This window comes from Bartonella krasnovii (genome assembly GCF_003606345.3).
GTDB lineage: Bacteria > Pseudomonadota > Alphaproteobacteria > Rhizobiales > Rhizobiaceae > Bartonella > Bartonella krasnovii.
Genome location: NZ_CP031844.2, coordinates 1331433 through 1357050 on the forward strand (window position 1 = coordinate 1331433; position 25618 = coordinate 1357050).

Genomic DNA, 25618 nt, shown 5'->3' on the forward strand with positions numbered 1-25618 from the left:
AAATGACTAGAATAATAGACACAGCATCTGTTAGAGGTGTGATTTTTGTGTAAAGTTGATCATTATACCTTTCAGAAAGCAAATTGTGGATACATACTATGATACAAACAGTTTCATCAAGCAGCCCTTGGAGTGTTAGCAAACCTACAGCCCTCTTAGTCCTTGCTGATGGAACTGTCATTGAAGGCAAAGGAGTAGGTGCGACAGGTATTGCTGAAGCTGAAGTATGTTTTAATACCGCCATCACGGGCTATGAAGAAATCCTCACAGACCCATCATACACACAACAAATCGTTAATTTTACATTTCCTCATATAGGAAATGTAGGAGCAAATAGTGAGGATATCGAAGCTCTCACGCCTCTCAACGGCCACGGTGCTGTTGGCGCTATTTTCAAGGCAGATATTACACATCCTTCAAACTATCGTGCCAATGAAGGCCTTCATCAATGGCTTAAAGCCCGTAAAATTATTGCACTTTGTGGTATTGATACACGTGCACTCACAATTCTTATTCGTGAAAAGGGTGCGCAAAATGCTGTCATTGCGCATGATCCTGATGGAAAATTTGACATTCCTTCTTTAAAAAAACGTGCACAAAAATGGCATGGTCTCGTCAATCTTGATCTTACGAAAGAAGTGACATCTCAATCGTCAACACAATGGGATGAAAAACCATGGCGTTGGAATAAAGGATATGGCACAAACAATGTGCACAATCTTCATATCGTTGCCATTGACTATGGTATTAAACGCAATATTCTTCGCCTTATGGCAACACAAAAGGCACGCATTACTGTTGTGCCCGCCCACACAACGGCACAAGAAATTCTAGCAATGAATCCTGATGGTGTTTTTCTTTCTAATGGGCCAGGAGATCCTGCAGCAACAGCTCAATATGCCATCCCAACAATCAACGCATTGATTGACCAGAATTTACCAATTTTTGGAATATGTCTTGGTCATCAACTTCTCGCCCTCGCGGTTGGCGCAAAAACCGTAAAAATGCACCAAGGACATCATGGAGCAAACCACCCCGTTAAAGACCTTAACAGTGGAAAAGTCGAAATTGTATCGATGAATCACGGTTTTGCTGTCGATACCACCTCTTTACCAAAACATGTTCAAGAAACACACGTCTCTCTCTTTGACGGTTCAAACTGTGGTATTCAAATCATTGGAAAACCTGTTTTTTCTGTTCAATATCACCCTGAAGCTTCTCCGGGACCACAGGATAGTCACTACCTCTTTCAACATTTTTCTGATCTCATTATGAATTATAAAAAAATATCTTAAAATAAAACGCCTCACCTTCTCCCTTCTCGTCTTCAAATTATATCATTTTCCTACCCATAACGGTATTTTTACCGACAACTTATGGAATAAGTATTATTTTACAACTTAAATAAGAATGCTGAATAGTGTAAAATTCTCATCCTCTCCTCCTGTTTGTTCCCATGCCTTTTCTTTTAGGGATTGTATCAATCAAAATCACGGGCTTACACACCCCACAAGCAAGATGAGTATCAAATATTTAGTACCTAACTAAAAGCTGTCGTAACATTGAAAGCTGGTAAGGTGAATGGTGATGTATCTTTTATGAATAAAGAGAAGTGTATTGTGAATCTTATACCATTTATGGAAACTATTCCCTTCTATTCTTCATTGACATGATGACAAAATTGGTGCAGTCCATTGAAAACGATCCTCTCAAAATAAGAGTTAGATTTACAATACAGTTCTAAACATTCTACTCTAGTTCAGAAGCATCATTTCTATTAAAGAGTGTGAAACACACAAAAGTGTGAGATAAGGCAATAAGTCCCTGCTCTTTAAAAGATATTTGCGTAAATAATAATTTTGAAAGTGGTAAGTCGAATGAAAAAAAGAGAGCTAAAAACGGCTTTTCAATTTTACAATTTTATATTCTTCACAAATGAGATTTGCTTTCGATTCCAGAAATTATGCAAATAAATACACGCAATATTTTACTTCCAATTTCAGTATAAAAAATTTGAAATTACTCGTACAACGCTGATGCATCTAACATTGGAGTATTTTTTTCAACATACTGATCCATGAATACTGAAGGGGTGATGAGAAAAACACGAGATTTACGTTTCATCCCCATATTGCAAAACAAAAAAATTGCATTCTCTAGCAAAATATTCTTACCAGCCCCTTTCAACAAATTAACCTACGCGCAAGATAAAAATGACCGTTGCAACGACAAGAAACAAGAATCCTTCACCAAAGAGAGTCCTCCCAAAAATGAAACAGTGCATTTTTATCTGTGAAACACTCAAAGAAAAACACATAAAAAAACAGAATAAAATATTAAGCTCAATAAAACAACGGATGTCATGACTTCTTGTACATTTGTCGGAACCTGCGCTGAAGCACTAGCACGTATAGGAGCATGAACAAGATATTCAAGCATTGTACACGCACAAACCATATAAAAACCATCCACTCATTTGTTGTGAATATAGCGACCGATGCAAACAAAAGCCCCACTATCGTAATACGCTAATTGCTCCATCGTTTAGAAAAACAAGGCAAAATAAGAGCGACGACAATAAATTAACCTATTCCAAAAACGCTACTATATATAAACTAATGCAAAATGAACTCCACTCATAACGTTCTTTTGCAATGAATGCCCAAATACTTAAGCCATATAGATTCCGCAAATCAATGAAGAAAAAAGACCAACAATATCCAAAGAACTATCGGATATTACTTCCGTTGCCAAACAGCACCTAAGGGATTTTCCTGCTGAATATCAAAAAAGCGCCTATTTCATAAAGAAAGAGTTTCAGGAACCATAACCCAAGAAAAAATAGAATTAATGAGTGAAAAACCAGTCGCTAAATAAAACGGTGTACGCGGACCAAACTGACCTAAAAAAAATACCAATAAACGACCCTAAAATAAATCCTAATGCAGATGCAACATCAAATAGACCTAAAATTACGTGTACGTTTTTTTCATCGGATATATCAGCAAGATAAGCTGTATACGTTGCAAAACTAGCACCACTTACTCCTGACAAAAGACGCCCGATAAATAATATAGAATAACACCATGCTATATTATCAAGAGCAAAGCAGGTAATAGAAACAAGTAAAACAGGACAAATAATTACAATGCCTATCTAACAATAAAGTGATGAACACTAAATGAGCCCACGCCGAACAAATTTTGCGATTGAGCATGTGGTCTTGCATAACACACATACTATTTTACACTCAGTTACTTATTTTACACACACACTCCCCCCGCTTTCTTTTACCTTTTCCTTTTTTAAGTACTCTATAGCGCATAAATTTCACATACAAAATAATAGAAAAGTAAAAAAATATTTTTTACATTAAACAAAAAAATATTCATAAGCATAATTCATGAATAATTACTCATGTGATATAGAAAATCTCAACAATTTTAGAGATATTATAATTGACTTTATCAAATATTATTTCCATTATCGCATCTTTAAAAAATTTAATTCTATCGAATAGATATACTTATAATTCTTAAAAATCTAAAAGAGATAAGCTTTTAAAGTTTTTTCTCATCCTCAGAATATACGATAGAGTTAAAGAAGCACCATCAGAATAACTGAGCACAATAAAAATGGAGCATATTTATTGAGACCATCAATGATTATATGCTATTATTAAACCCAATAACAATCTAACGAATAAGCATGAGGAAATACCACTTTTAGTGAGAGTTAGCCATGAGCTGTGAGTTTAAAAATGGTGTATAAAATGCGAAAAATATCCCTATTAATTCTCACTTTAATGTTTGTGACAGGATGTGATGTTCAAAATTCTGATTCACAAGAGGGTATTTTAGAAAATAAAATAGAAACCCAACAAACAACTAACGTAGAGCTAGATCTCTACACTTTAAATAAATTAAATGCTCTTCTCCAAAAGCGTTCAGAAATAAATGATCACGAAAAAGGAGCTTTGATTGATTTTTTTTCTAAAGCTTTTTTAGGGACACCTTACAAAGCAAATATGTTACAGGGCTCAGAAAAGATACCAGAAAAACTCATTATTGATTTTAGAGGCTTAGATTGCTTCACTTATCTGGACTATGTTGAAGCATTGCGTAAATCAAAATCTCCAAAAGAATTCATCAATAACGTCATAAAAACGCGTTACATTAAGGGTAAAGTTCATTTTTTAAATCGAAAACATTTTTTTACAGACTGGGCTTATAGAGAATATAAACGTGCTACTGATATTACCGCTGAGATAAGCCCTCACGCAATCAGCGTAGAAAAATATCTCAATAAAAAAGCTGATAATGGAAACTATCTTCCTGGATTGCCAGTTATAAAACGCACAATAACATATATTCCCAGTAACTTTATTAATGAAGAAGTTATAAGTCGTTTAAAATCAGGTGATTTCATTGGCATTTACACAAAACTTGCTGGATTGGATGTAACACATGTGGGGTTCTTTATCATGACAGATAAAGGCCCAATGTTACGAAATGCCTCTTCACGAAAAGAAAACGAAAAAGTCGTTGATTCCCCTTTTATGGATTATGTTGCAAAAATACCAGGAATTATTGTTTTAAGGGCTCTTTAATAACATCATAGCGATATGAAAATAATTTCTCTATTCTTAATAGAGATACTAAAGTTATTCAATAAACCTTTAATTTCGTACAAGCTACACGAATAAGGTCATTTTTGGAAAATTACAGATTTAAAATTACCTTTACTGACTGAAAGCTAAAGGCACGCAAAACTCTGTTATCGTATCACACTTTCTTTTTATATTCTCAACCAAGAATTATCTATAGATTACCGCACTCTAATTTTTATGAATATAAAAGACATATTTTTTGTAGGAATAAGTAAAGCCAGATATATTATGATTGTTGTCTCATAAAGTATTTTATATAAAATTTATAATTAAGCTTCATTTCCCCCTCATCCTAAAAAAACAAGAGATCTATTCCCGTCAGTCCCATAAACAGTCCATCTTCTTAAAGGAATTCCAGCGACAAACCATTTCATGTGATTCACTTAAAACTCCACCGGTAAGCCTTACTACTGAAGATTTACCGCACACTCTAAAAGAAGTTAATAAATCAAATTTTATAGCTCTTATCTCACCACCCCTTAAATGATAGTGTACGGCAACAGAATAGATCTTGTCTTAGATACTCAGTTTAACCTTCCACTTTATTGATGCCATAATAAAATCACCAAAAGAACATCATTGTATTTTCAAGAAATACAAACTGTCCACCGTAAAAAATTAATATTCGTAACGTGACAGGTAATTTAAAAAAAATTTATATAAAAGGTATCATTGTTGTACCAGGAGGCAATTTTGCCTCATCTTCAGGCTCGACATGAATAGAAATACGCACATTATCAAATTCTTTTTGAAGAACACCTTCAATTTTATCACAAATTTTATGGGCTTCTCCAACCTGCATGACAGCTGGAACAACCAAATGAAACTCTATAAAAGTGACCCTCCCAGCAACACGTGTGCGTAAATCATGAATCTCAAGTGCGCCATCTGCATTTGCAGAAATAAGCTCCCGAATCCGCATAGTTTCATTCAATTCAACGCCAACATCCATTAATCCTTGAACAGCATTCCTAATCACCTTCCAACCCTGTAAGAGAATATTAACAGCAACGATTATCGCTAAAATAGGATCTAAAACGCCCCATCCCCCTACAAAACCAGCAATCAGACCAATTAAAATTGCAAGCGAAGTAAAAACATCCGTTATAAAATGTACCCCATCAGCTTTAAGAGCCGGTGAGCGATGATATTTTCCCTGCCAAATCAGAACCATACCCCACATGCAATTTATAATAGTTGCAACAAGATGAATAACAAGCCACATTCCAGGTTTCTGCAATAACTTAACGCTGGCAAGCGCTATCCATGCTTCTCTTAAAATAACAATTGCCGCAACAATAATGAGAACTCCTTCAAGAATCGCAGAAAAATATTCCGCTTTATGATGTCCAAAAGGATGATCATGATCTGCTGGCTTCATACTCACCTTAACAGCCCACCATGCGGCCAATGACGCAAGAATATTGACAATTGATTCCAAGGCATCAGAATAAAGTGCAACCGACCCTGTGATATGATAAGCCCAATATTTCAAAGCAAAAACAATACACGCGATAAAAATAGAGTATAAAGTCAAGCTTTGTATATTGATTTTTACATGCATGAAACCCATCCTTTTCTTTACGAAACAAGGAATAATATTTTTCAACTCTATAACGATATTTGTGACATATCGCCAATATTTTCTCAATATTACAGAAGTTCTACCATACACTAAACGCCTCAACGCCCCCTTGTTATCTCAAAAAACTTCCCGGGTACAGGACATCAGCAATAATAAAGGATAAAGAGAGTAAGGCATAAACAAACAGCTTTTTCCAAGAGAAAACAAATAAATCCCCTTCATGAATCATCTTTTGAACAACTTAAAGCTATCTTACCTTTTATGAGCGAAAAACCTACTTTTGCTCAAATGTGTCATGATCACGCATTCTTTTTCACATTTTATAATATGCATGATGACGCCATCTATAAGCATCTCTGCACCTAGAAAAAATGACTGAGCACTCTCCTGTACCCTTACAGCTTAAGAAAATTTAAAAATATGATTACCAAAAAACTTAGAAAAAGATTTATGAACCCCAAAAAGAATCTGGGCATTGGGGACCCAGATTCTTTTCCCTTATCATTAAGGGCATACAGAACTTGGGAAATAGCGGGGACCCAAGACACTGCACCCGATACGAAAATAAAATTCATTATCCTGCATCAGTGTCTTTACAGTACACCTATTTATATATGTTGTCAACACATATTCTACCATAAGTTTTAAAATAATATTTTTTATCTCTCTTTTTAAAAATAAAGTAAATTCTAACAACTGGAAATTGAAAGAAAAAAGCATTAAGAATCTCGCATGCATTTAAATATCACAATAATCGACGAAACAAATGCCCCACTCCTAAAAGACTATCATAATATCCGTGAAAAAGATCTCGTTGGACGACAACAGCAATTTATTGCTGAAGGTAAAGTAACGTTGTCCGCATTATTGCATTCGAAAGAATTTTCTCCTCTCTCGCTGCTTATCCTAGCAAAACGCCTTCCTGGACTTCTACCGCTTTTAGAAAAAACACAGCCTCGATGTCCCATTTATTGCGTTCCACAAAAAGTCATGGATGATATCACCGGTTTCCATGTTCATCGTGGTTTTCTAGGTATTGGTAAACGCAAAGCACTCCCATCATTAAAAAGTTTTTTACAAAATCTTCCAGAAAAAGCTTTGATTCTGGTTTTATGTGGTATCTCGAATCATGATAACATGGGATCAATTTTTCGTAATGCAGCAGCCTTTGCCAGTCAGGGCATTATTGTCGACAAAACCTCTTGCGATCCACTTTATCGCAAATCAATCAGAGTTTCTGCCGGTGCTGCTCTAAAAGTACCCTATACGCAAAATGCCGATATAAACGACATTATAGCTGCTCTAAACGATGAAAACTTTCATCTTTATGCGCTCTCCCCTTCTGCCTCATACACACTCAAGCAAGCAAACAAAACCAAAAGAATAGCTCTTATTTTCGGAACAGAAGGTGATGGCTTACCACCTCATATACTACAACAAGCACAAGCCTTACGGATTCCCATGGCTGATGGCTTTGATAGCCTCAATGTCGCTACAGCCTCAGGAATTGCCCTCGCCCATTTTACCGACTTTGAGCACTCAAGATGATAAGATTTTAAGTTGTAACAAATTTGCAATAATGTGTGTTCTTTTCCAACTCCACAAGTTGCTATTCCCTAGCATTTTAGAGCATTCATCAAAGACATTTTTACATTTCTTTTTATCAACTTCCCCACCATAAGCCCACTTGTTCACCATCCCCCTTGTAATGAGAAAAAGACATGGATTGAAGGAATTCAAGCACAAAAAAATTGCACCGAGAAAGTTTTACACAAACCTTTCACTCAAATTGAAGGATAAAATTATCATTATAAATTAATTTACTATCTTTTTATGAAGCTGTTGTTTTAAGTTCAGAGGAAACAGAATCTTCTGTTTCAAGATTGCACAAAACACGCTTCAACATCATTTCAATGTCAGCAGCACGTTCTGAATGCGTTACAAATCCTCCCCCAAGAATACGCGCCTCATGGCCATTTCCATCATAAAGAACGCAAGCTTGCCCTGGTGCCACACCATTTTCACATTCCAGCAGCTCAACGGAAAAAACCCCTTCTTTATAATGCAAGCGCGCAAGATGAGGCGGACGCGTTGAACGCACCTTGACCGCCACCTCAATACCTTGAGAAGGAAAATTATCCAACGACTCATCACCAAGCCAATTCACATCACGTAAAAAAAGCTTATGCGTTTCTAACATTTCACGCGGACCAACAATAACACGGGCATTTTCCACATCGAGATAAACCACATAAAGCGCTTCCCCCGTTGATACCCCAATACCACGACGTTGACCAACAGTATAATTAACAATCCCTGAATGTTTACCTAAAATCTTTCCATCGATATGGACAATAAAACCAGGATTAGCGGCCTCTGGACGCAGTTTTGCGATAACATCTGAATATTTTCCCTGTGGAACAAAACAAATATCCTGACTATCATGCTTATTGGCAACCGCAAAGCCCATTTCTGCGGCCATTTCACGAACGCGCGCCTTTGGAAGATCGCCAAGGGGGAAACGCAAATAATCAATCTGTTCTTGTGTCGTTGCAAAAAGAAAATAACTTTGATCACGATCGTTATCGAGAGGACGAAAGAGTGCTCGATGTGCCCCATGAGAGCGCGAACGAATATAATGTCCCGTCGCCAAAGCATCTGCCCCCAACTCACGAGCTGTTGCTAATAAATCAGCAAATTTAACTGTCTGATTGCACGCAATACATGGAACTGGAGTCTCTCCATGAGCATAGCTTTCTGCAAAGGGATCAATAACAGCTTCGCGAAAACGTTTCTCATAATCAAGAACATAATGCGGTATTCCCAATGTTTCTGCAACACGGCGCGCATCTTCAATATCTTGTCCCGCACAACACGCTCCTACCCGATGCGTTGCAGCCCCATGATCATAAAGCTGCAATGTAATGCCAATGACATTATACCCTTCCTTTTTTAAAAGACCTGCAACGACCGATGAATCAACCCCCCCTGACATTGCAACAACAATGCGAGAATCCTCAGGTTGTCCTGGTAAATCAAGACTATTTAAAAACATGTATTCATTCTCTATTTAGTGCTCTATTAATGGATACCCATATGTTAACATTCTGATATGCGCTTCTTCACCACTTTTATGCTATTGATTGCCTTTATATTGTTTTTTTACCCTTTCCACAACCATAGCATCACTTTTCTTAAAAACAGCTGTAAATAAAAAAGAGTGATAGAAATAAGGCACCATGGTAATCACTTGGGGGAAATCACTTAGAAAAATCATTGAGGAAAACTTTTTCTCTTTTTTTAATCTGAAAAAATGTTGCAAGAGATATTTCTTCACAGTTCGCTTAAGCCTCTTTTAAAATGCTCAATCACTTTATTAATTTTTTCTTTCTGCGCGTTTAGCTCTTTTTTAAATTTCATGCTCTATAAACGAATCAAGTCCTTGACGAGAGGTAGAGGATACGAATGACCAATTTAATAAAAACACAAATAAAATATGTTATTGGGCCAGATGGAAGTCCACTTACAATTGCCGACCTACCGCCACAAACAACACGGCGCTGGGTGATTCGTCGCAAAGCTGAAGTTGTTGCGGCTGTCAGAGGTGGATTGTTAAGCCTTGACGAAGCGTGTCAACGTTATACTTTAACTGTGGAGGAATTTCTTTCATGGCAAAGTTTGATCGATGAACACGGCTTAGCGGGGTTACGAACGACCAGAATTCAACACTACAGGCATTAAGTTGCCGTTGACCATGATTTGATAACATAAAGCACTTTATAAAAACAGCCAAGCTTTTATTAAGTTTGGCTGTTTTTATATTATTTTAATAAGATAAGTCTGAAAAAAATAACTCATTCAATAATTGTTTTAATCACCCATTATTAAATTAGCCAACCATTAAATTAGATTGAATCGAAATATCTTCATCATCCGTAGCAGTCTTTTTTTCTCGTGCTTCCAAAAGCTGTGCATGTTGTAGCTCTGTATGCGCTTCATGAAGAGCAATTTCAGCATTTGTTTTTTGAAGCTGTAAATCACGAATAGAATTGAGCAAATTATCACGTCTTTGCCGAGCAGCACGCGCAAGAGCAGAATAAGCAAAGTGGTGAACATCATTGTTTCCAGATTTACGTTCTTCATGAGAAATTTGTGTTTCCAGTTCTAACACCATTCGTTCAAATTCTGCGATCATCATCTCAAGCTGTGCAATTTCACGGCGCTTTCCACGCACTTGAAACATTCTCAATCGCACCATATTTTCTCGTGGCTTCATACTCACTACTCCTTGATTGTGCCAACTCAAAACGCGCATTCATACTCAATTCATATCGTTTTAGTTATAATCTAGCCGAAAAAAACAGTCTATTAATGAGACTATAACTCCGCTCTTCCTTAAAGCATCTGTAAACACAACCTTCTTTAAAGAGCCATAACTATTTCTTTATTTTCCCTTCCACTATAAAATGAAGAGGTTTAAAGCTCCGTAAATAAACACTAAAATTGTAAAAAAGTAATTTATAAGGCTTTTTTTTAGATTAAAGTTTATAGAAGGAAACCTCCATCTCTTATTATGTTAAAAAATACGCGATTTTTTAAAAATAATTTTATAGCCTCTTTCAAAAATAACAATATTTTGTTAACCACTATCATGGATAGTGGGGAATTTGGTAGTGATTGTTACGCGTACTACTGAGATATTTATAAACGCTTATAACTAAGTGTTTGATTTCATGAATTACTTTTATCAACGGTGGTTTTACCAACTGTTGATGAAATAGAAATGCTCTTTATGATTCGTAAAAGAGCAAAGTGAGGGATCTAAAATGCGCGTATTATTAATTGAAGATGATAGAGCGGTTACTCAAAGCATTGAGTTGATGTTAAAGTCAGCTAATTTTAATGTTTATATCACTGATCTTGGTGAAGAAGGTATCGATTTAGGAAAACTCTATGACTATGATATCATTTTGCTTGATCTGAATTTGCCCGATATGTCAGGGTATGATGTCTTGCGAACTCTGAGGTTGGCAAAAATAAAAACGCCTGTCCTTATCCTTTCCGGTATGAATGCCATTGAAGATAAAGTTCGTGGTTTTGGCTCTGGAGCAGACGATTATATGACAAAACCTTTCCATAAGGATGAGCTTATTGCGCGTATTCATGCAGTTGTTCGTCGTTCTAAAGGACATGCACAATCAGTTATTGTTACTGGTGATCTTACTGTTAACCTTGACGCAAAAACCGTCGAAGTTGCAGGACGCCCTGTTCACTTAACAGGTAAAGAGTACCAAATGCTAGAGCTTCTCTCTTTACGCAAAGGCACAACACTTACCAAGGAAATGTTTCTCAATCATCTCTATGGTGGAATGGATGAGCCAGAGCTGAAAATTATCGATGTTTTTATCTGTAAACTACGGAAAAAATTGGAAGCAGTCTCTTCTAATGCAAATTACATTGATACCGTTTGGGGACGCGGTTATGTATTGCGTGATCCAATTGAAGAGAACGTACGAAAAACCGCTTAAGCAGTGAAGATATACATTGTAAAATCTCGGGATATAGCGGGCCGAGATTTTTCCCAAGATTTTTCTCTGTCACAAATAAAAAACTCGCACATAAAAAAATCTCATATAGAAAGCGCTTAAAGCTTAAGAAGTAACCACACTCTATTCACAAAATATAATTTTATCGCTCGTAAATTTGATCGAAGCTTCTTTTCCCCAACACGGCTTAAGCGCTTCTCTCTTAATTCAAAGCTTTTTCATACTTTCTAAAACAATGCAATGATCCCTTTCATCAATATTTATTTTCATCTCTGTCATTTCAGCAAGTAGCATTGTGTAATAAAGTTGGATGACATGCGCATCAATAAGCTCTTCTTTAATTTCTCCATGATATAACGCGAGAAAATGTGGAGGTATACGGAGATTCTCACCCAAAATCTCAAATCGAAAAGAACGTTTATTTTCCTCTTGCACAATCACAAAAACAATTTCACCACCACGAGAAGCTGTTGCATTTGCAATCAATAACAAATTAAGCAAAAGTTTAACTTCATTTTTTTGCAATAAAAGAGAGGGAGCCTGCCATTTTAAAGTTGCTTTTTCTTGCCGCATATATTGTTGAGCAACTTTCTCTGCATCACGTGTATCTATTTGTCCTCCACTTACACCAGCAAAACCAAAAGCCAATCGCGCAAATTGTAGACGTGTAGAAGCACTCGCAACGGATAAACGCACCAATTGCAAAGCCTCTTCTTCAGCGTCTCCTTCGTCATAAAGCTCCATTGCATTTTGAATAGCCCCCACAGGTGAAATTAAATCATGGCAAATACGACTACAAAGCAAAGCAGCAAGATCCATAGGCTTTAAAGAAATAGCGAACGTCATAACGATTGAAAACTCCTAAATTCAAAAAACAAACTTTAATTTAAAGAAAAACTCTTAACATCTGATGCATAAGAGAAAACATTAGCAATCATGCTAAAAAATTCAGAAATAAATTCAAGAATTTAAATAACTTTACATCTTATTTTTTATTTGAATAGAATGAAAATTCTAATATTATCTTTTTGTTTGTCACTAATAAAAGGAGAAAACTCTATGGCTCTCTCTCTGCTAAAATGCTGGTACAAAAATATTATATCTTTAATCTTCCTTTTATTCGTCACCATAAACACTACATATGCTCAACTAAAACCAATAGAGCAAAACGAGCCTCATTATTCACTTCAAGAAATCATTGATTCTGGTCATATTTTTTTTGGAAAAACAACCAGTGGTCTAGCGGTCGCAATTCAAAATATTTTTTCACAATACGGTTATCCCAATGCCTATATTTTAGGAGAAGAAGCTTCTGGTGCCTTTTTTGCTGGCTTAACCTATGGCGAAGGAAAAGTTTTTACCAAAAATTATGGTCAGCATAAAGTTTTTTGGCAAGGTCCCTCAGTAGGCTGGGATTTTGGTGGCCAAGGTTCTCGTCTCATGATCTTGGTTTACAATCTTAAGAGCATAAATAATTTATGGGGACGCTATGGTGGTATTTCAGGTTCGGCCTATTTAATTGCAGGTGTTGGTTTTCATGTTCTCAAATACCATGATACCTTATTAATCCCTATACGGACAGGGATTGGTGCACGCCTTGGTATCAACATAGGATATTTAAAATTAACACCTAGACCGACGTGGAATCCATTTTAAATGTATTCTTATTTGAAAAGGGGTATTATGCTTATTCAATCGTTTCTTTTTTTTATTCTTGGGGTTGCCTCCACTTCTTGGTTACTGGTGCTTTTATCTCCTCTCATTTGGCGTAAAGCCGTTCATTTTGCGCATAAAGGTATTTGTGCACAAATTCCATTATCACTCACAGAAATACAAGCAAACCAAGATTTTATCCGCGCACAACATGCTGTAGAATTAGCAAAAAATCAACAAAAGTACGAATCTTTGCAAAAAAAATACGCCCAACAAAAAATACACCTGAGCCAAGTAACAGAACAACTTTATCAGCTATACCTCCCCGCACAAAATACTTCTCCTAAAGAATCGATTGCCATCAAACAAAATATTGTCAAAACAAACAGCTTCAAAGGAAATCAAAAATGATGCGTGAAAAAATCGCATACTATCAGCAACGTTTACAAAAAATCCAAATGCATGAGCTTGATACGACTGCTAACCACCCACTACTGGAAGAACTCCGTGAAGAAACTAAAGACCTTGCAGCAACATTAGCAGCCCAAATAGCACTACAGGAGGGACATACATCACCCATCAACACATTAATTCAAAAATCCAAAAGCAAAAATGACTTAGCATCACGTATTCGCAAAAAAATAACTTGTCTCTCTTCTAAAAGCCCCGTTAAATAAGTTATCTCTAAAAAACACCTTCAATGAGGAAAAAAATCAATAAAGGTTCATTGTAGCTCTCATAATTCACATGCCTTTTACTAAACGTGACTTTCTCGCTAAACTAAAGAAAAAACTTCTTACCCTACACCGATTTGAAAAAATCTATCTTCTTATCTAACGATTCTGCTTGCCTGTTATATCAGAGCATCCTAAAGGACAGCATTTCATGAATCCTAAAGGCAAATAACATTTAAAAATACGCATCATATATTCTAGCAAAAAATACCTTCTAAGATGGTCCCATAAAGCTTTTACGCAAATTTTAAAGATAAAAGCACACTTTCAAGAGTGATAAAAATTTCTTATTTTTTGGATAATCATATCCTGATCCGTTTGTGCCAAGTAAGGATGCATTGGTAAACTTAACACACATTCTCCTAAAGATTCTGAAACAGAAAGGGAATCTTTTACATAAGGAAAGCGTTTATAAGCTGGCTGTTGATGTAACGGAGTTTTATAATAAATCATTGTAGGGATGGAGTTTTTTTGTAAAAAATCTTTTAATTTATCACGCTCTTTTACCTTAATTGTATATTGTGCATAAGCAGAACGAATATTTTCTCCCACTTTTGGAACTGTAACAATATCTCTTAAACCATTGGAATAGCGTTGAGCAATTTCTCCACGCTTTTCCATTTCATCTTCAAAAATCACAAACTTTTCGAGTAAAATTGCGGCCTGAATACTATCAAGACGTGAATTCATACCAATCCGTACATTATCATATTGTGTTTCACCTTTCCCATGAAACAAAATAGAACGTAAAAGTCCTGCCAAATCATCATCATTAGTGATCATAGCACCTCCATCGCCATAACACCCTAATGGTTTTGCAGGATAAAAACTTGTGGCAGCCACCTCACCAAAAGCACCACACATCGTATTACCGCTTCTTCCCCCCATAGATTGAGCAGCATCTTCAATAACAAAAAGATTTTCCTTTGCAGCCATTTGAGCAATTTGCACATAGTCAGCAGGAAGCCCAAATAAATCAACAGCAATAATAGCCTTTGGCTTTAACCTTCCCTCTTTTTTAACCATTTCAATAGCGTGAGATAGTTTTTCAACATCAATATTAAACGTATCGGGTAAAACATCCACAAAAACAGGCTCAGCTCCCACCAAAGCAACGACTTCAGCTGTTGCCGAAAACGTAAAGCTAGGACAAAATACAGCATCTCCTGGACCAATATTTTTAGCCATAAGAGGCATCTTCAAAGCATCTGTTCCATTAGCACATGCAATAACATGTTTAACGCCAAGATACTCAGCCAATTTTTCTTCAAATTCTGTTACTTTTGGCCCCAAAATATACTGACCACTCGCGACCACATGCGCAATTGCAGAATTAATTTTATCTTCAATACGCGCCCGCTGCGCCCCAAGGTCGATGAATTGCATATTAACTCCATTGATCATCATAAGAATACAAAAGCACTACTTATCTCTTTTATTTATTATAATTGACACCAGCAGCTGTTAAAATCCGTAAAACGGCAATAGCATCACTACCATTTGTACGAGGCAATTGACGCGTTTGAATACAATAAAGAAAATGCCGTAATTCACAAGTAAGTGGCAAATCTTCACAAACATCAATGTAACTCAGCTCATCCATGCTAAAAGCCCACTCTTGATTCTCTTTCCAAACGACAAAATGGTGCATTGCTAATTTACGGTTCCACGGTTCCATATCATCAAAAACGAGCATAGCCTTTGTTCCAACAACAGTTAAACGCCTCTCACGATAAGGGCTCAAACGTGAAGCAAAAAGATGGCTACGTACACCATTTGGAAAAGTCATATGAACATGAGAAAAATCAGAAATCTGATCAACGACAGCAGCCCCCTCACCGCGAATTTCGGAGGGTTCACATCCTGTCAACGCTAAAATCATTGAGAGATCATGAGGGGCAAGATCCCATAAAGCATCACTGTGTGTGTGAAATTTTCCAAAGCCTAATCGATGAGAGTAAATATATCGCACCTCCCCCAATTCCCCGTTTTTCACCAATTCACACATTTTTTCAAAAGCCGGATGGAAACGTAAAATATGACCCACCATTAAAATCCGTTCGTACTGACGAGCAATTTGAACTTGGCATTCAGCATCAGTAATATTCAAAGCTATTGGTTTTTCCACCAAAACATCTTTGTTATTTTTAACAGCACGCAGCACATTTTGTGTATGAAATTGTGGCGGCAGCGCTAATACAAGCGCATCAATATTTCGATGAGCAAAAAGATCATCTGGTGGAACAACCTCTACACCATACATCGCTGCAAAACTGGCAGCACGATCAGCATTAATATCAGAAACTGCCGCTAAAGCCCCAAGAGAATGGAGTGTCCGTATATGGTTTTCACCCCAATGACCGCATCCTAAAACCGCTACACGTGGCACCATTTTTATGCCTTACCTTACCTTATCATATAAAATTATACTTTTACATATCCAGGATAAAATAGAATGACAAGCAAAAAGCTTAAAAACGATGCTTGACATCTTACTATTCTACCCCTTATATCCGCAGAAAATGTAATTATTTGCATTTATAATTTTATTTTGGCGGAGTAGCTCAGTAGGTTAGAGCAGAGGAATCATAATCCTTGTGTCGGGGGTTCAAATCCCTCCTCCGCTACCAGTGTAGCTTGCCACCAGGTTTTGTACCAATTTATTTTGTTTCACATGATTTTTAAGGGGTTCTCAAAGGGTCTTCAAAGACCTTTCAAAGGGTGTTTAAAGACCCTTTAATGAATCTTTTTTCTCTTCTCCTATAAATCACAATTTTTGATAATCAGTCATAAGTAGGAATCGCATTACAGGAATCGCATTATTTGAAAAGCAGCATGCATAAAATGGTATCTCTTCTTTTAGCATAAACTGCGTGATAGCTTTTCGGTTTTTTGAGGCATTATTAAAACAAAAGAAGCTTGGAGGAATTCAGTCAACTTGACCGTATTGCGTACCATTGATGCAATTGTGCAATGTTTGCACTATTGCCCTTTCTGCAGTTGGTGCAACTCGCACCAATTCCTCTAAATGTTTATCACGATCGATCAAAGGAGCAGGTTGCACCTTTGATTTTCTGCTTCTAACACGTTTAAGTTTCTCATGCCTCTTTTCCCTTATCTGGTGCCTCTAAGGTTATTTCTGTGGTGTAGCCGCTTTGCTTTTCATAGCGATGGGTCACGGTTGCAGCATGCCATGGTCCATTGATTTCGCCTCGAAATCCTTGTAGGAAAAGCGGTTGGCCCGCCATGATTTCAGGGCGCCCCTCAAGGCTTAAAGAACCACTGCCCATGGCTCGACAAAGCCTATCCGACTCAGAAGCAGCGGCAGCTTGTGCTTCTTGCTCACAAGGATAACACGTCCGCAGACGGCGAATGGGCCCCGTATACCCTGTGCGATGCGTAATGGCGTGCTGTTGTCCTTTTGCGCGATCAAAATACCGTGCTTCTATCATGCCATACTGGGTACGCGGCTCAAGACTAAATTCCCATTGCGCACCCTCCTGTTGATGAATTGTCTGGAGGGGGAGATTGTCCCCGCTTAAAAATAAAAACTTATTGTCTTTGATTAAAAAACGCGCCTGCATCCGATCAGCAAGACGGGTTAAAAAATCAATCGCCGATTGATCGGTGCGCACCACATAAGGCAAGGTTTGTTTGGTGAATTTTTGGCTCACCTTTGCTTGATAACCATGACGTTTGGCAAGGGTCTCAACAATCTCAGCAATGGTTTTGTGGTCAAAATGTTCGCTGTTCTGTTCTTTGATCTCCGCACGCATCGAGGCGCTTTTACCACAAAGGCGCAAAATCTCTCCATCACTGCCCCCACAACTGATCACCGTCTCCACAACAAAACGCCCCATAAAGGCACGGATGCTATCCTGATAACCAAAGGTGACATGGAGTGCACTGTTCCTGGAGGGAATCTCTAAATCATTGCCGCTATCATCAAATTCCGCCTCGAATGTATCGGCTTCATTCCCCGCATTGTCTGTGATGGTTGCCGTTAAAAGACGCTGGTAAAAAACCTCATGAACAAGTTTCTCCCCTACCCTTACCTCAATAAAGGGATGTGTGCGCATTAATCCCATAGCCGTTTGACCACACTGTTCTTTTCTTGAGGGATAAATTCAGGCAGAAAAACTTTTAAACCCCGCGGTAAAAAAGTATCATACCCAGCAATCTCTGGATTAGCCTCCAGGGTGGCTTCTAAATAACCCCTCAATGACCCCGCCTGCCTCCGATCTCCTAAAACAGACAAGGCATGATGATAACAAATCAGGTCTAAACTCATATCCTCTAATTCGATCACGAGCTGCTTTGCGGGGATCTTCATGGGCTATCCTCCTCTTGATATTGACCCACTTGATATTGACCTTGTGGTTTTCCCCCATCAAAAAACGGCAACAGGCTAATGGAATAGCGAATACGTCCCGATTGACCAGAGCGGCTAATATAATCATGATCTTTCGTGACACTGGTAATCACCACACATCCAAGCATTAAGGCACTGGAGCTATCATCGCTCATCCAACGGATCATCTGAACGGGTTGAGCCGCACGTATGGTTCTGGTGATAGCATAATGGCAACCCGGTCACCAAACTATTCTGGAAATAATACCCCGTGGATGGTTTTGGGATCATTGCCATAGCCGGTAAATTGCAAACCAGGAGATCTGCCAAAACGCTCTAAGCAAACCCATCAGGCAGAGAATTCCTCTTCAAAAGATTGGAAGTTCAACCAGTCCACATAAAATTGATGCGGTCCTAGCATCAGCAAAGGATCTTGCATGCTCCCTCCCCTCATTCTATTTCTCGTATTATTTCCCGCCATTCCTATCTTGCTTTAATACACCTATGAATATTGGCACAAAGCATATTTGGCCATTAATAAAATATCATGAGGAAATTCTTGGTGTCTTATAATATTGCATTAAATACGAAAAAGTATTTTTTAACTATAATAAAAAAATACATTCTAAATTAAACTTATATGTTGCGTATTTAACGATAAATTCAACTTTAATTTTGACAAAAAAAGAAAAATAAATTACCAAAATTATGTGTAATTAACGAAAAGCAATATCTATTTTCTGTTCTTCTTTTGAAGACTGCGGGGAAGTAAATATTGGGGGCTTTAAAAGGAGAGTATTCGTGTATAAAAAATCCCTTCTGTCATCTATAGCAACAACCGCTATCGTGCTGTTTAATATCCAATTCAATGTCCATGCTGAATCTCTTAAGGCCTCAGGAGCAGAACAAGAGGTTAATGGAGAAACGGGAAAAACCTATGAAATTATTCACGCAGAAAAAGGTGGAAAAATCACTGGTGAAAATTTAACAGTAACCGGAAATAAAAATACCAGCGAAGGATCAGCCACTTCTTCTCCAGGATCATCTTCTTTAGAAGCACCAGCTGCTGTAACCGCTGAAGGCACGGATAGTATAATCACATTAACGGGGGATAGAACAACCATCCAAGGAACTGATTTTGACATTAATCTTGGTCTTGAAGCAAAAGACAATGGCATAATCAATATAACCGGTGGAAAAGTAAATGCAAAAGAAATGGCATTATTTGCAGGTAATGGCGGACATATTACAGTCAAAAATGTCGTTCTGTCAGCGAAAAATGACAAAGGTTTGGGTGTAGTCGTCGCTGGTGGAAATAAAGGCACGATTGAATTGCAAGGAAATACAAAGATTGAAAATGCTGTAGTCGGATTATCTGCAAACAACGATAGCACGATCAAAATGACCGGAGGGTCTATTACTGCTTCTGGAGGTGGGGCTGCTTTCTTAAATAGTAAGAGCGATGCAAACGAACTGGATGGAGTGACGATATCCAGTAATAATGAAGAACCACTGCTATTTGGAATCAACGCAAATAAAAGCATAGTCACATTAAAAAATGTAATTGTCACTAAAGCAGAAACAGGCATATTTGCGAATAATTCTAAACTAGAAGTTTTTGGGGGGAAATTTAATGGAAAAAACCAAGGCGTGCATACTTTAAACGGTGGCTCTGTTATTTTAAATAAAGGTGAAAAAGATGGTGCTGCAATTACATCAATTGATGGAACAGGACTTCTTGTAGAAGGTAAAAACTCCACAATTAAAATAACGGGGGGAAATGTAACCGGAAATCAAGCGGCATCTCTCGCAAAAAATAAAGGATATATTGAGGTAAAAGATACTACTTTAAAAGCAACAGGAGACGAAGGAACCGGTGCAGGTGCTAGCGATTCTGATAGCGTAATTAAACTCAGTGGAAATACAACAGTTGAAAGTACTTTTGTTGGCCTTGGTGCAACAAATGGCGGCAAAGTTGAGATGACTGGAGGAACAGTAACAGGAAATCAAGCAGCATTATCTGCAGTACAGGGTGGACACATTGAGGTTACAGATGTTTCTCTAAGAGCAAATGTGGAAGGATTTGGTGCACGATCTATCGGTCCTAACAGCATGATTGAATTGCACGAAAGTACAACAATTGATGATGCTATAATCGGGCTTTTTGCACAAGATGGCGGTACAATCAAAATGAGCGGTGGTTCTATCACAGTATCTGGTGATCGTGCAATTGGTGCAAGCTTCTTAAACAATAGTAAAGAAAACAAACTGGAAGGTGTGACAATATCAAAAAAAGAAGGTGATACACCCTCATTTTTGGGAGTAAGTGCCATCAATAACAGTCAAGTCACATTAAAAAATGTAATCATTAAACAAGCCCAAAAAGCTATCTTTGCGAGTAATTCTGAAATGACAGTCTCTGGAGGATCATTTGACGCAAAAAATAATGCGATATATGCTAAAGATAGCGGCACCATTATTTTAACTGATGTAACACAGATCACGTCATATGATGGTTATGGACTCTTTGCAGAAGGTAAAAACTCCACAATCACAATGACAAAGGGAAGTGTCGCAGGAAAAAATAAAGCATTGTCAGCTGCAAATGGTGGCCATATTAAAGTCACAGATGTTACCCTAAAAACGAAGGAGGGTAGATTCGGCGCATTTTCTGATGGCATAGGCAGTCTGATTGAATTGCATGGCAATACAAAAATTAATGATAGTGAAACTGGGCTTGCTGCAAACAGCGGTGGAGCAATCAGTATGACTGGAGGAACCGTCACAGCTTCTCAAATTGGTGTAGGCTTCTCAAACAGTAACAGTACCGAAAACAAACTGGAAAATGTCACGATATCAAGTGGTAAAGACGAAGCACCACTAAAATTTGGAGTAATAGTAAACCAAAACAGTACAGTCACTTTAAAAAATGTAACTGTCTCTCAAACAACAAATGCCATAGTCGCAAATGATCACTCGACAATAACAGTCTCTGGAGGATCATTTGAAAGCACGAACGATAGCATACATGCAAAACAGGGAAGTTACATTGCTTTAAACAATGCAATGGTCACATCATCTGATGGAAACGGTGTCTATGCAAACGGTTCAGATTCAAAAATTATAATGGTAGGAGGAAGTGCAGCTGCAAAAAATGGCAGTGCAGCATTATTGACAAAAAACAAAGGGAGTATCGATGCCACAGATGTTACGCTCACAACAGATGGTATAGGAACCGGCGCACTTGCGCTTGGTGAGAGCACAATTCAATTGCATGGCAATACAACAATCAACAATACTTTAGACGGTCTTAGAGCTGCTGATGGTGGTAAAATTACCGGTGAAAATTTAAATATCACCGGGGGAAAAGCTATCACGGATCCCGACACAGAACGCTCTGGTCTAAAGACAGAAGACGCTGGCAGTGAAATTAACTTAACAGGTAAAACAACTATTAAAAATGTTGATGAAGGTCTTTATGCAGACGGTGGAAGCAAGATCACCAGTAGTGATTTAACAATAATCGGTGACGAGAGCGAAAAAATAACCACTGCTGTAGGCTCCTACGAGCCTGAGAGCAAAATTGAATTAAATGGGAACACAACCATTAAAAGTTTTGATCTTGGTCTTGCTGCAGCTGGTGATGCCTCAATTATCATGAAGAGTGGCACTAAAAATAAAATAGACGTCAAAAAAATTGCACTATCCGCAGCCGCTAGGGGAAAGATTGACCTAGCAAATACTGATGTAAAAGCAGAAAGCATAGGTATGCAACTAGTGGCTTTATCGAAAACCAATACAGATAAAGATGATCCACAAAAATATGGTAGCAATGAAATCAATCTGACCAATAGCAATATTCACGTTGATAATGGCACTGGAATTCTTATTGGAGCATTTGTTGAAAAAAACATTGAAAATAGTCCTGCTCTATCAATCGGAAAAGTTAATCTTAACAACTCAGAAATCCATGCGGATGTGTTATTAGGCAATAGTGTTTTTTGGGACAAACTTTCTTGGAAAGATAAAAATGTCTGGAATGGGAAAGAAGTTAAGGATATAGCCAACGGTAGCTTTACCTTAAATGCAGATCATTCTATTTTAGAAGGAAAGGCAAACATTGCACAAGAGAGAAACGTACGCTTTGATCTGAAAAACGGAACACAATGGTTCTTAAAAAACAGCACACAAGAGAAAGATGCTGAAGGCAATTTGCTTGATATCACTCAAAGATCACGTTCTGATATTTCTATTCTCGACCTCAATGACAGCTCTCTCATTTTTCAAGAGCCAACAGAAGGTCATTACCACACATTGCATATAGGTTCGGGAAAACCAGATACCCAATCCGTCTATAATGCAACAGGCTATGCAAAAATTTATTTCAATACAAAATGGACTGATGGCACGCCAATCACAGAGCAAGAAACCGATCATCTTCTCATTCACGGCGATGTTTCAGGCTCCACAATAGTTTATATTCAAAGCGATTTAGGAGATAAAGAGAGTGTCATAAATGCTTCCGATCCTTCTAACATAGGCGGGCTTTCTCTTATCCAAGTTTCTGGAAAAGCTGATGAAAATTCTTTCAAATTAGCCCATGGTTATATCACAAGGGGTGGTTCGCCTTATAAATATATGCTAACAGGTTACGGACCAGAATCAAGCTATGGCCAAGCGAATATTGAACAAAGTCTCTTTGATGAAAAAAATGAGAATTTCTGGGATTTCCGCTTACATAAAGAACTTCTTCCTGATTCAGGAGTAGATGCGCCTGTAGCACAAATGGCAAGCTATTTGGTCATGCCCAATGCTCTCTTCTATAGTGGATTGACTGATATGGCTGAACAAAATGCATTGTTGGCAAATATCAGAACATCGCTCATAGATAAAGGACAAGAAAAACAGAACGGCTTTTTCTTACACACCTATGGAAGCACAGGAACCTTCTCCTCTGAAAGCGCACCACGTCAATATGGTTATAGCGGTGCTGATCTTCGCTATGCCGCTCTACAAGGAGGGGTGAACTTCGCAACACTGGAAGGGCATAATACCACAACACGTTTCGGTCTTTTAGGAACCTATGGACAGCTTTCCTTTACGCCAAAAGATATGCAAGATGCTGGAAAAAACACCGTTGATAAATGGTCCCTCACAGCCTATGGAACCATACAATACGACAATGGCTTTTATCTTGATACGTTGTTATCCTATGGCTTCCTAAAAGGAGAGATCACCAATGCCGTCATTGGGACAACCGCAAAGTTGAAGAATGCCAAAATGTTGAACATCTCCACCACTGTTGGCAAACAATTTGCAACAGGAATGCAGGGGGTAACATTTGAACCCCAAGCTCAAGTTGCTTATCAACATTTGGCATTTGATACAATTTTAGATGCTGATAATTTTACCATTGACATGCAAAATCCTCATCAATGGATGATCCGTGTTGGCGGACGTTTGACCAAAAGCATTACCGCTGAAAACAACCGTCCTATGTCTTTCTATGGAAAAGTCAACTTGATCAAAACCTTTGGAGATGATCAAGCACTCCATATTGATAAGGATTATAAACTTGATGCTATGGGAGCTGCGATTGAAGGAGGGCTTGGCATCAATGCACAATTATCCACGAACCTCTCCCTTCATGGTGATGTGAGTTATCAACAAAAGCTGCAAAAAACCGGTATATCGGGAGCAAGCTTTTCAGGCGGAATACGCTATCAGTTTTAAAGTAAAGCGTTAACAACAAGTGTATTGTTATTCTATACACTTTATCAAACAAAAAAGGCAGCACGATATGCTGCCTTTTTATTCTTAACACTCTTTCATTAAAAGTCGCTCGAATAATGTTATTGTTTATCCCCTTAACATCATCTCAATCAAGGTTTATTGATTTACAAGACTGAGGTATTGTTCTTGAAGTATATCAGATTAAATGCATTCATCTCTCTTAAAACAAAATGGCACAAAGCGCTTCATCTCCAAGTAAGAGAAAAACAAAACTCTCAAAAAAACACCTAGAGATAACTGTGCTCAGTCTAGATGTTATTGATAAATCTCGCTTGCTTCATAAAAGCCCTTTCCCTTTTCTCAAGAAAAAATATCAAATATTTTTATCTAGAATATCTTAAAAGCCCAAAATAATGAAAGCCGCAACCTTTTAAGAAAAGCATAATTTCTCATAAAAGTATTCTTTTATGGACCATAAGCATTATTCATTTCAAAGCTTTTTATGAATTGCATTTTTCCACTTAAAATAGGCCTTTCTTCCTCTTCACACGAATTTCACGGCATATTTTATTCGTGAACTTATCCATAAAGTTAAAAAAATCATTTTGAGAAAATAAACAGATAACAATATCTAAAAAGATAATAATAAAAAGCTCTTTCTTCGCCCCCTTGCTCTATTGATATCCCTCTATTCTTTCAATTAATAAGCTTATTATACCATCTATAAAGCTTTATTGACACTTCCCTATACCATTTTAGATAAATAATTTGAGGAATCTTATCCTCTCATAGCAAGCTCATCTTACCGAAAGAAAATAAAACGATGATAAAATTATCAAGATCAGTATAATGGCAATGAATTTTTTTAAGCACAATAGAATGTTATCAATCTTAATATAATCTTTTGAAAGTAGGGCCTATTTATCCTATTTTCTTTATTTTTTTACAAATAATGCTATTTAAAAATGATAAATATAATTCAAGATAAATTATATACTGTTATTTTAAATATCAACATAAAATAATTGTAGCTAAAAATATTCTATCGGACATAATAGCTGTAAAAATTTTACGTTTTTCCACCTATCATGCCAAAATTAAGTCCCTTAAATTTTTTGATACAAAAAACATATCCAATAGGACTTATGCAATACTTCTTATAAAACATGATAAAAAAATCATCGACGAATATTGAACTATAACGAGAGAAGAAATATATAAATTGCTGTCCCTAAAAATGCTTTTATAACTGCCAAAACTGAAGAAATGAACAGGGTAATCAAATGACTGAAGAGCATAACTATTTATAAATATAAGGCAATTCATTGATTTATAAAGAATATTCTC

General features: G+C 37.3%; 17 protein-coding genes, 1 tRNA gene and 4 pseudogenes. 10 read left to right on the top strand and 12 right to left on the bottom strand.

The features are described from left to right. The first annotated feature begins 98 nt into the window (after positions 1 to 98). Positions 99 to 1295 carry a glutamine-hydrolyzing carbamoyl-phosphate synthase small subunit gene (gene carA, locus D1092_RS05795; RefSeq protein ID WP_120122567.1) on the top strand — a complete coding sequence of 399 codons (1197 nt, stop codon included), beginning with the start codon at positions 99 to 101 and terminating at the stop codon, positions 1293 to 1295. 1006 nt (positions 1296 to 2301) lie between these two features. Here carA and D1092_RS10125 read toward each other — a convergent pair. Together D1092_RS10125 and D1092_RS10130 are read right to left on the bottom strand one after the other, a co-directional pair. Next, positions 2302 to 2457, bottom strand: a complete 156-nt coding sequence (locus D1092_RS10125) for a hypothetical protein (protein ID WP_420913982.1) — start codon at positions 2455 to 2457, stop codon at positions 2302 to 2304. Between the two features lie 498 nt (positions 2458 to 2955). Continuing rightward, positions 2956 to 3156, bottom strand: a pseudogene (locus tag D1092_RS10130) (hypothetical protein); the annotation flags it as partial. A 616-nt stretch (positions 3157 to 3772) separates the two neighbouring features. Between D1092_RS10130 and D1092_RS05805 the strand changes: the two are divergent. Next, complete coding sequence (locus tag D1092_RS05805) at positions 3773 to 4609, top strand: DUF1460 domain-containing protein (protein WP_120122801.1); 837 nt, start codon at positions 3773 to 3775, stop codon at positions 4607 to 4609. Between the two features lie 715 nt (positions 4610 to 5324). Here the strand turns inward: D1092_RS05805 and D1092_RS05810 are convergent. Then, the gene (locus D1092_RS05810; protein WP_120122568.1) at positions 5325 to 6233 is read right to left on the bottom strand and encodes a cation diffusion facilitator family transporter; all 909 of its coding nucleotides are present in this window, start codon (positions 6231 to 6233) and stop codon (positions 5325 to 5327) included. 753 nt (positions 6234 to 6986) lie between these two features. Here D1092_RS05810 and D1092_RS05820 point away from each other — a divergent pair. Beyond that, on the top strand, positions 6987 to 7802 hold the full coding sequence (locus tag D1092_RS05820) for a TrmH family RNA methyltransferase (RefSeq protein WP_120122570.1): 816 nt from the start codon (positions 6987 to 6989) through the stop codon (positions 7800 to 7802). A 283-nt stretch (positions 7803 to 8085) separates the two neighbouring features. On the opposite strand, the gene mnmA is transcribed toward D1092_RS05820, so the two are convergent. Continuing rightward, complete coding sequence (gene mnmA / locus D1092_RS05825; RefSeq protein WP_120122571.1) at positions 8086 to 9309, bottom strand: tRNA 2-thiouridine(34) synthase MnmA; 1224 nt, start codon at positions 9307 to 9309, stop codon at positions 8086 to 8088. 410 nt (positions 9310 to 9719) lie between these two features. Between mnmA and sciP the strand changes: the two genes are divergently transcribed. Then, positions 9720 to 9995 (top strand): CtrA inhibitor SciP, encoded by a 276-nt coding sequence (gene sciP / locus D1092_RS05830; RefSeq protein ID WP_120122573.1) that lies wholly within the window; start codon positions 9720 to 9722, stop codon positions 9993 to 9995. A 148-nt stretch (positions 9996 to 10143) separates the two neighbouring features. On the opposite strand, the gene D1092_RS05835 is transcribed toward sciP, so the two are convergent. Next, complete coding sequence (locus D1092_RS05835) at positions 10144 to 10530, bottom strand: flagellar export protein FliJ (protein WP_120122574.1); 387 nt, start codon at positions 10528 to 10530, stop codon at positions 10144 to 10146. 550 nt (positions 10531 to 11080) lie between these two features. Between D1092_RS05835 and ctrA the strand changes: the two genes are divergently transcribed. Then, positions 11081 to 11782 carry a response regulator transcription factor CtrA gene (gene ctrA / locus D1092_RS05840; protein WP_120122575.1) on the top strand — a complete coding sequence of 234 codons (702 nt, stop codon included), beginning with the start codon at positions 11081 to 11083 and terminating at the stop codon, positions 11780 to 11782. 225 nt (positions 11783 to 12007) lie between these two features. Here ctrA and chpT read toward each other — a convergent pair whose 3' ends face one another. After that, positions 12008 to 12646 (bottom strand): histidine phosphotransferase ChpT, encoded by a 639-nt coding sequence (gene chpT, locus D1092_RS05845; RefSeq protein WP_120122576.1) that lies wholly within the window; start codon positions 12644 to 12646, stop codon positions 12008 to 12010. A 213-nt stretch (positions 12647 to 12859) separates the two neighbouring features. Here chpT and D1092_RS05850 point away from each other — a divergent pair, with 213 nt between their 5' ends. Beyond that, positions 12860 to 13456, top strand: a complete 597-nt coding sequence (locus D1092_RS05850) for a DUF1134 domain-containing protein (RefSeq protein ID WP_120122577.1) — start codon at positions 12860 to 12862, stop codon at positions 13454 to 13456. Positions 13457 to 13483: 27 nt separating this feature from the next. After that, positions 13484 to 14130 (top strand): annotated as a pseudogene (locus D1092_RS09840) (hypothetical protein). A gap of 324 nt (positions 14131 to 14454) precedes the next feature. Here the strand turns inward: D1092_RS09840 and D1092_RS05865 are convergent. Further along, on the bottom strand, positions 14455 to 15573 hold the full coding sequence (locus D1092_RS05865; protein ID WP_120122803.1) for a DegT/DnrJ/EryC1/StrS family aminotransferase: 1119 nt from the start codon (positions 15571 to 15573) through the stop codon (positions 14455 to 14457). 49 nt (positions 15574 to 15622) lie between these two features. Then, the gene (locus D1092_RS05870; RefSeq protein WP_120122579.1) at positions 15623 to 16579 is read right to left on the bottom strand and encodes a Gfo/Idh/MocA family protein; all 957 of its coding nucleotides are present in this window, start codon (positions 16577 to 16579) and stop codon (positions 15623 to 15625) included. A 161-nt stretch (positions 16580 to 16740) separates the two neighbouring features. Here D1092_RS05870 and D1092_RS05875 point away from each other — a divergent pair. After that, positions 16741 to 16817, top strand: a tRNA-Met gene (locus D1092_RS05875). A 299-nt stretch (positions 16818 to 17116) separates the two neighbouring features. On the opposite strand, the gene D1092_RS10035 is transcribed toward D1092_RS05875, so the two are convergent. The 4 genes and pseudogenes from D1092_RS10035 to D1092_RS05890 all read right to left on the bottom strand — a co-directional run bounded on the left by D1092_RS10035 (position 17117) and on the right by D1092_RS05890 (position 18977). Further along, positions 17117 to 17251 (bottom strand): hypothetical protein, encoded by a 135-nt coding sequence (locus D1092_RS10035; protein ID WP_277623146.1) that lies wholly within the window; start codon positions 17249 to 17251, stop codon positions 17117 to 17119. Positions 17252 to 17285: 34 nt separating this feature from the next. Next, positions 17286 to 18266 (bottom strand): phage late control D family protein, encoded by a 981-nt coding sequence (locus D1092_RS05880; protein WP_120122804.1) that lies wholly within the window; start codon positions 18264 to 18266, stop codon positions 17286 to 17288. Further along, positions 18266 to 18520, bottom strand: a complete 255-nt coding sequence (locus D1092_RS05885; RefSeq protein ID WP_120122580.1) for a tail protein X — start codon at positions 18518 to 18520, stop codon at positions 18266 to 18268. Before D1092_RS05885 ends, D1092_RS05880 begins: the two co-directional genes overlap by 1 nt. Beyond that, positions 18517 to 18977: pseudogene (locus tag D1092_RS05890) on the bottom strand (phage tail protein). Before D1092_RS05890 ends, D1092_RS05885 begins: the two are co-directional and overlap by 4 nt. Positions 18978 to 19753: 776 nt before the next feature. On the opposite strand from D1092_RS05890, the pseudogene D1092_RS10135 reads away from it, so the two are divergent. Next, positions 19754 to 20203 (top strand): annotated as a pseudogene (locus D1092_RS10135) (right-handed parallel beta-helix repeat-containing protein); the annotation flags it as partial. Positions 20204 to 20947: 744 nt separating this feature from the next. Then, positions 20948 to 24271: an autotransporter outer membrane beta-barrel domain-containing protein gene (locus tag D1092_RS05895; protein WP_420913993.1), complete on the top strand. Its 3324-nt coding sequence runs from the start codon at positions 20948 to 20950 to the stop codon at positions 24269 to 24271. Positions 24272 to 25618 lie beyond the last annotated feature (1347 nt).

Coding starts and splice junctions, on each gene's coding strand:
- carA (WP_120122567.1), top strand. CDS start 99: ATGATACAAACAGTTTCATCAAGCAGCCCTTGGAGTGTTAGCAAACCT.
- D1092_RS10125 (WP_420913982.1), bottom strand. CDS start 2,457: ATGGTTTGTGCGTGTACAATGCTTGAATATCTTGTTCATGCTCCTATA.
- D1092_RS05805 (WP_120122801.1), top strand. CDS start 3,773: ATGCGAAAAATATCCCTATTAATTCTCACTTTAATGTTTGTGACAGGA.
- D1092_RS05810 (WP_120122568.1), bottom strand. CDS start 6,233: ATGCATGTAAAAATCAATATACAAAGCTTGACTTTATACTCTATTTTT.
- D1092_RS05820 (WP_120122570.1), top strand. CDS start 6,987: ATGCATTTAAATATCACAATAATCGACGAAACAAATGCCCCACTCCTA.
- mnmA (WP_120122571.1), bottom strand. CDS start 9,309: ATGTTTTTAAATAGTCTTGATTTACCAGGACAACCTGAGGATTCTCGC.
- sciP (WP_120122573.1), top strand. CDS start 9,720: ATGACCAATTTAATAAAAACACAAATAAAATATGTTATTGGGCCAGAT.
- D1092_RS05835 (WP_120122574.1), bottom strand. CDS start 10,530: ATGAAGCCACGAGAAAATATGGTGCGATTGAGAATGTTTCAAGTGCGT.
- ctrA (WP_120122575.1), top strand. CDS start 11,081: ATGCGCGTATTATTAATTGAAGATGATAGAGCGGTTACTCAAAGCATT.
- chpT (WP_120122576.1), bottom strand. CDS start 12,646: ATGACGTTCGCTATTTCTTTAAAGCCTATGGATCTTGCTGCTTTGCTT.
- D1092_RS05850 (WP_120122577.1), top strand. CDS start 12,860: ATGGCTCTCTCTCTGCTAAAATGCTGGTACAAAAATATTATATCTTTA.
- D1092_RS05865 (WP_120122803.1), bottom strand. CDS start 15,573: ATGCAATTCATCGACCTTGGGGCGCAGCGGGCGCGTATTGAAGATAAA.
- D1092_RS05870 (WP_120122579.1), bottom strand. CDS start 16,579: ATGGTGCCACGTGTAGCGGTTTTAGGATGCGGTCATTGGGGTGAAAAC.
- D1092_RS05880 (WP_120122804.1), bottom strand. CDS start 18,266: ATGCGCACACATCCCTTTATTGAGGTAAGGGTAGGGGAGAAACTTGTT.
- D1092_RS05885 (WP_120122580.1), bottom strand. CDS start 18,520: ATGAAGATCCCCGCAAAGCAGCTCGTGATCGAATTAGAGGATATGAGT.
- D1092_RS05895 (WP_420913993.1), top strand. CDS start 20,948: ATGACAGTCTCTGGAGGATCATTTGACGCAAAAAATAATGCGATATAT.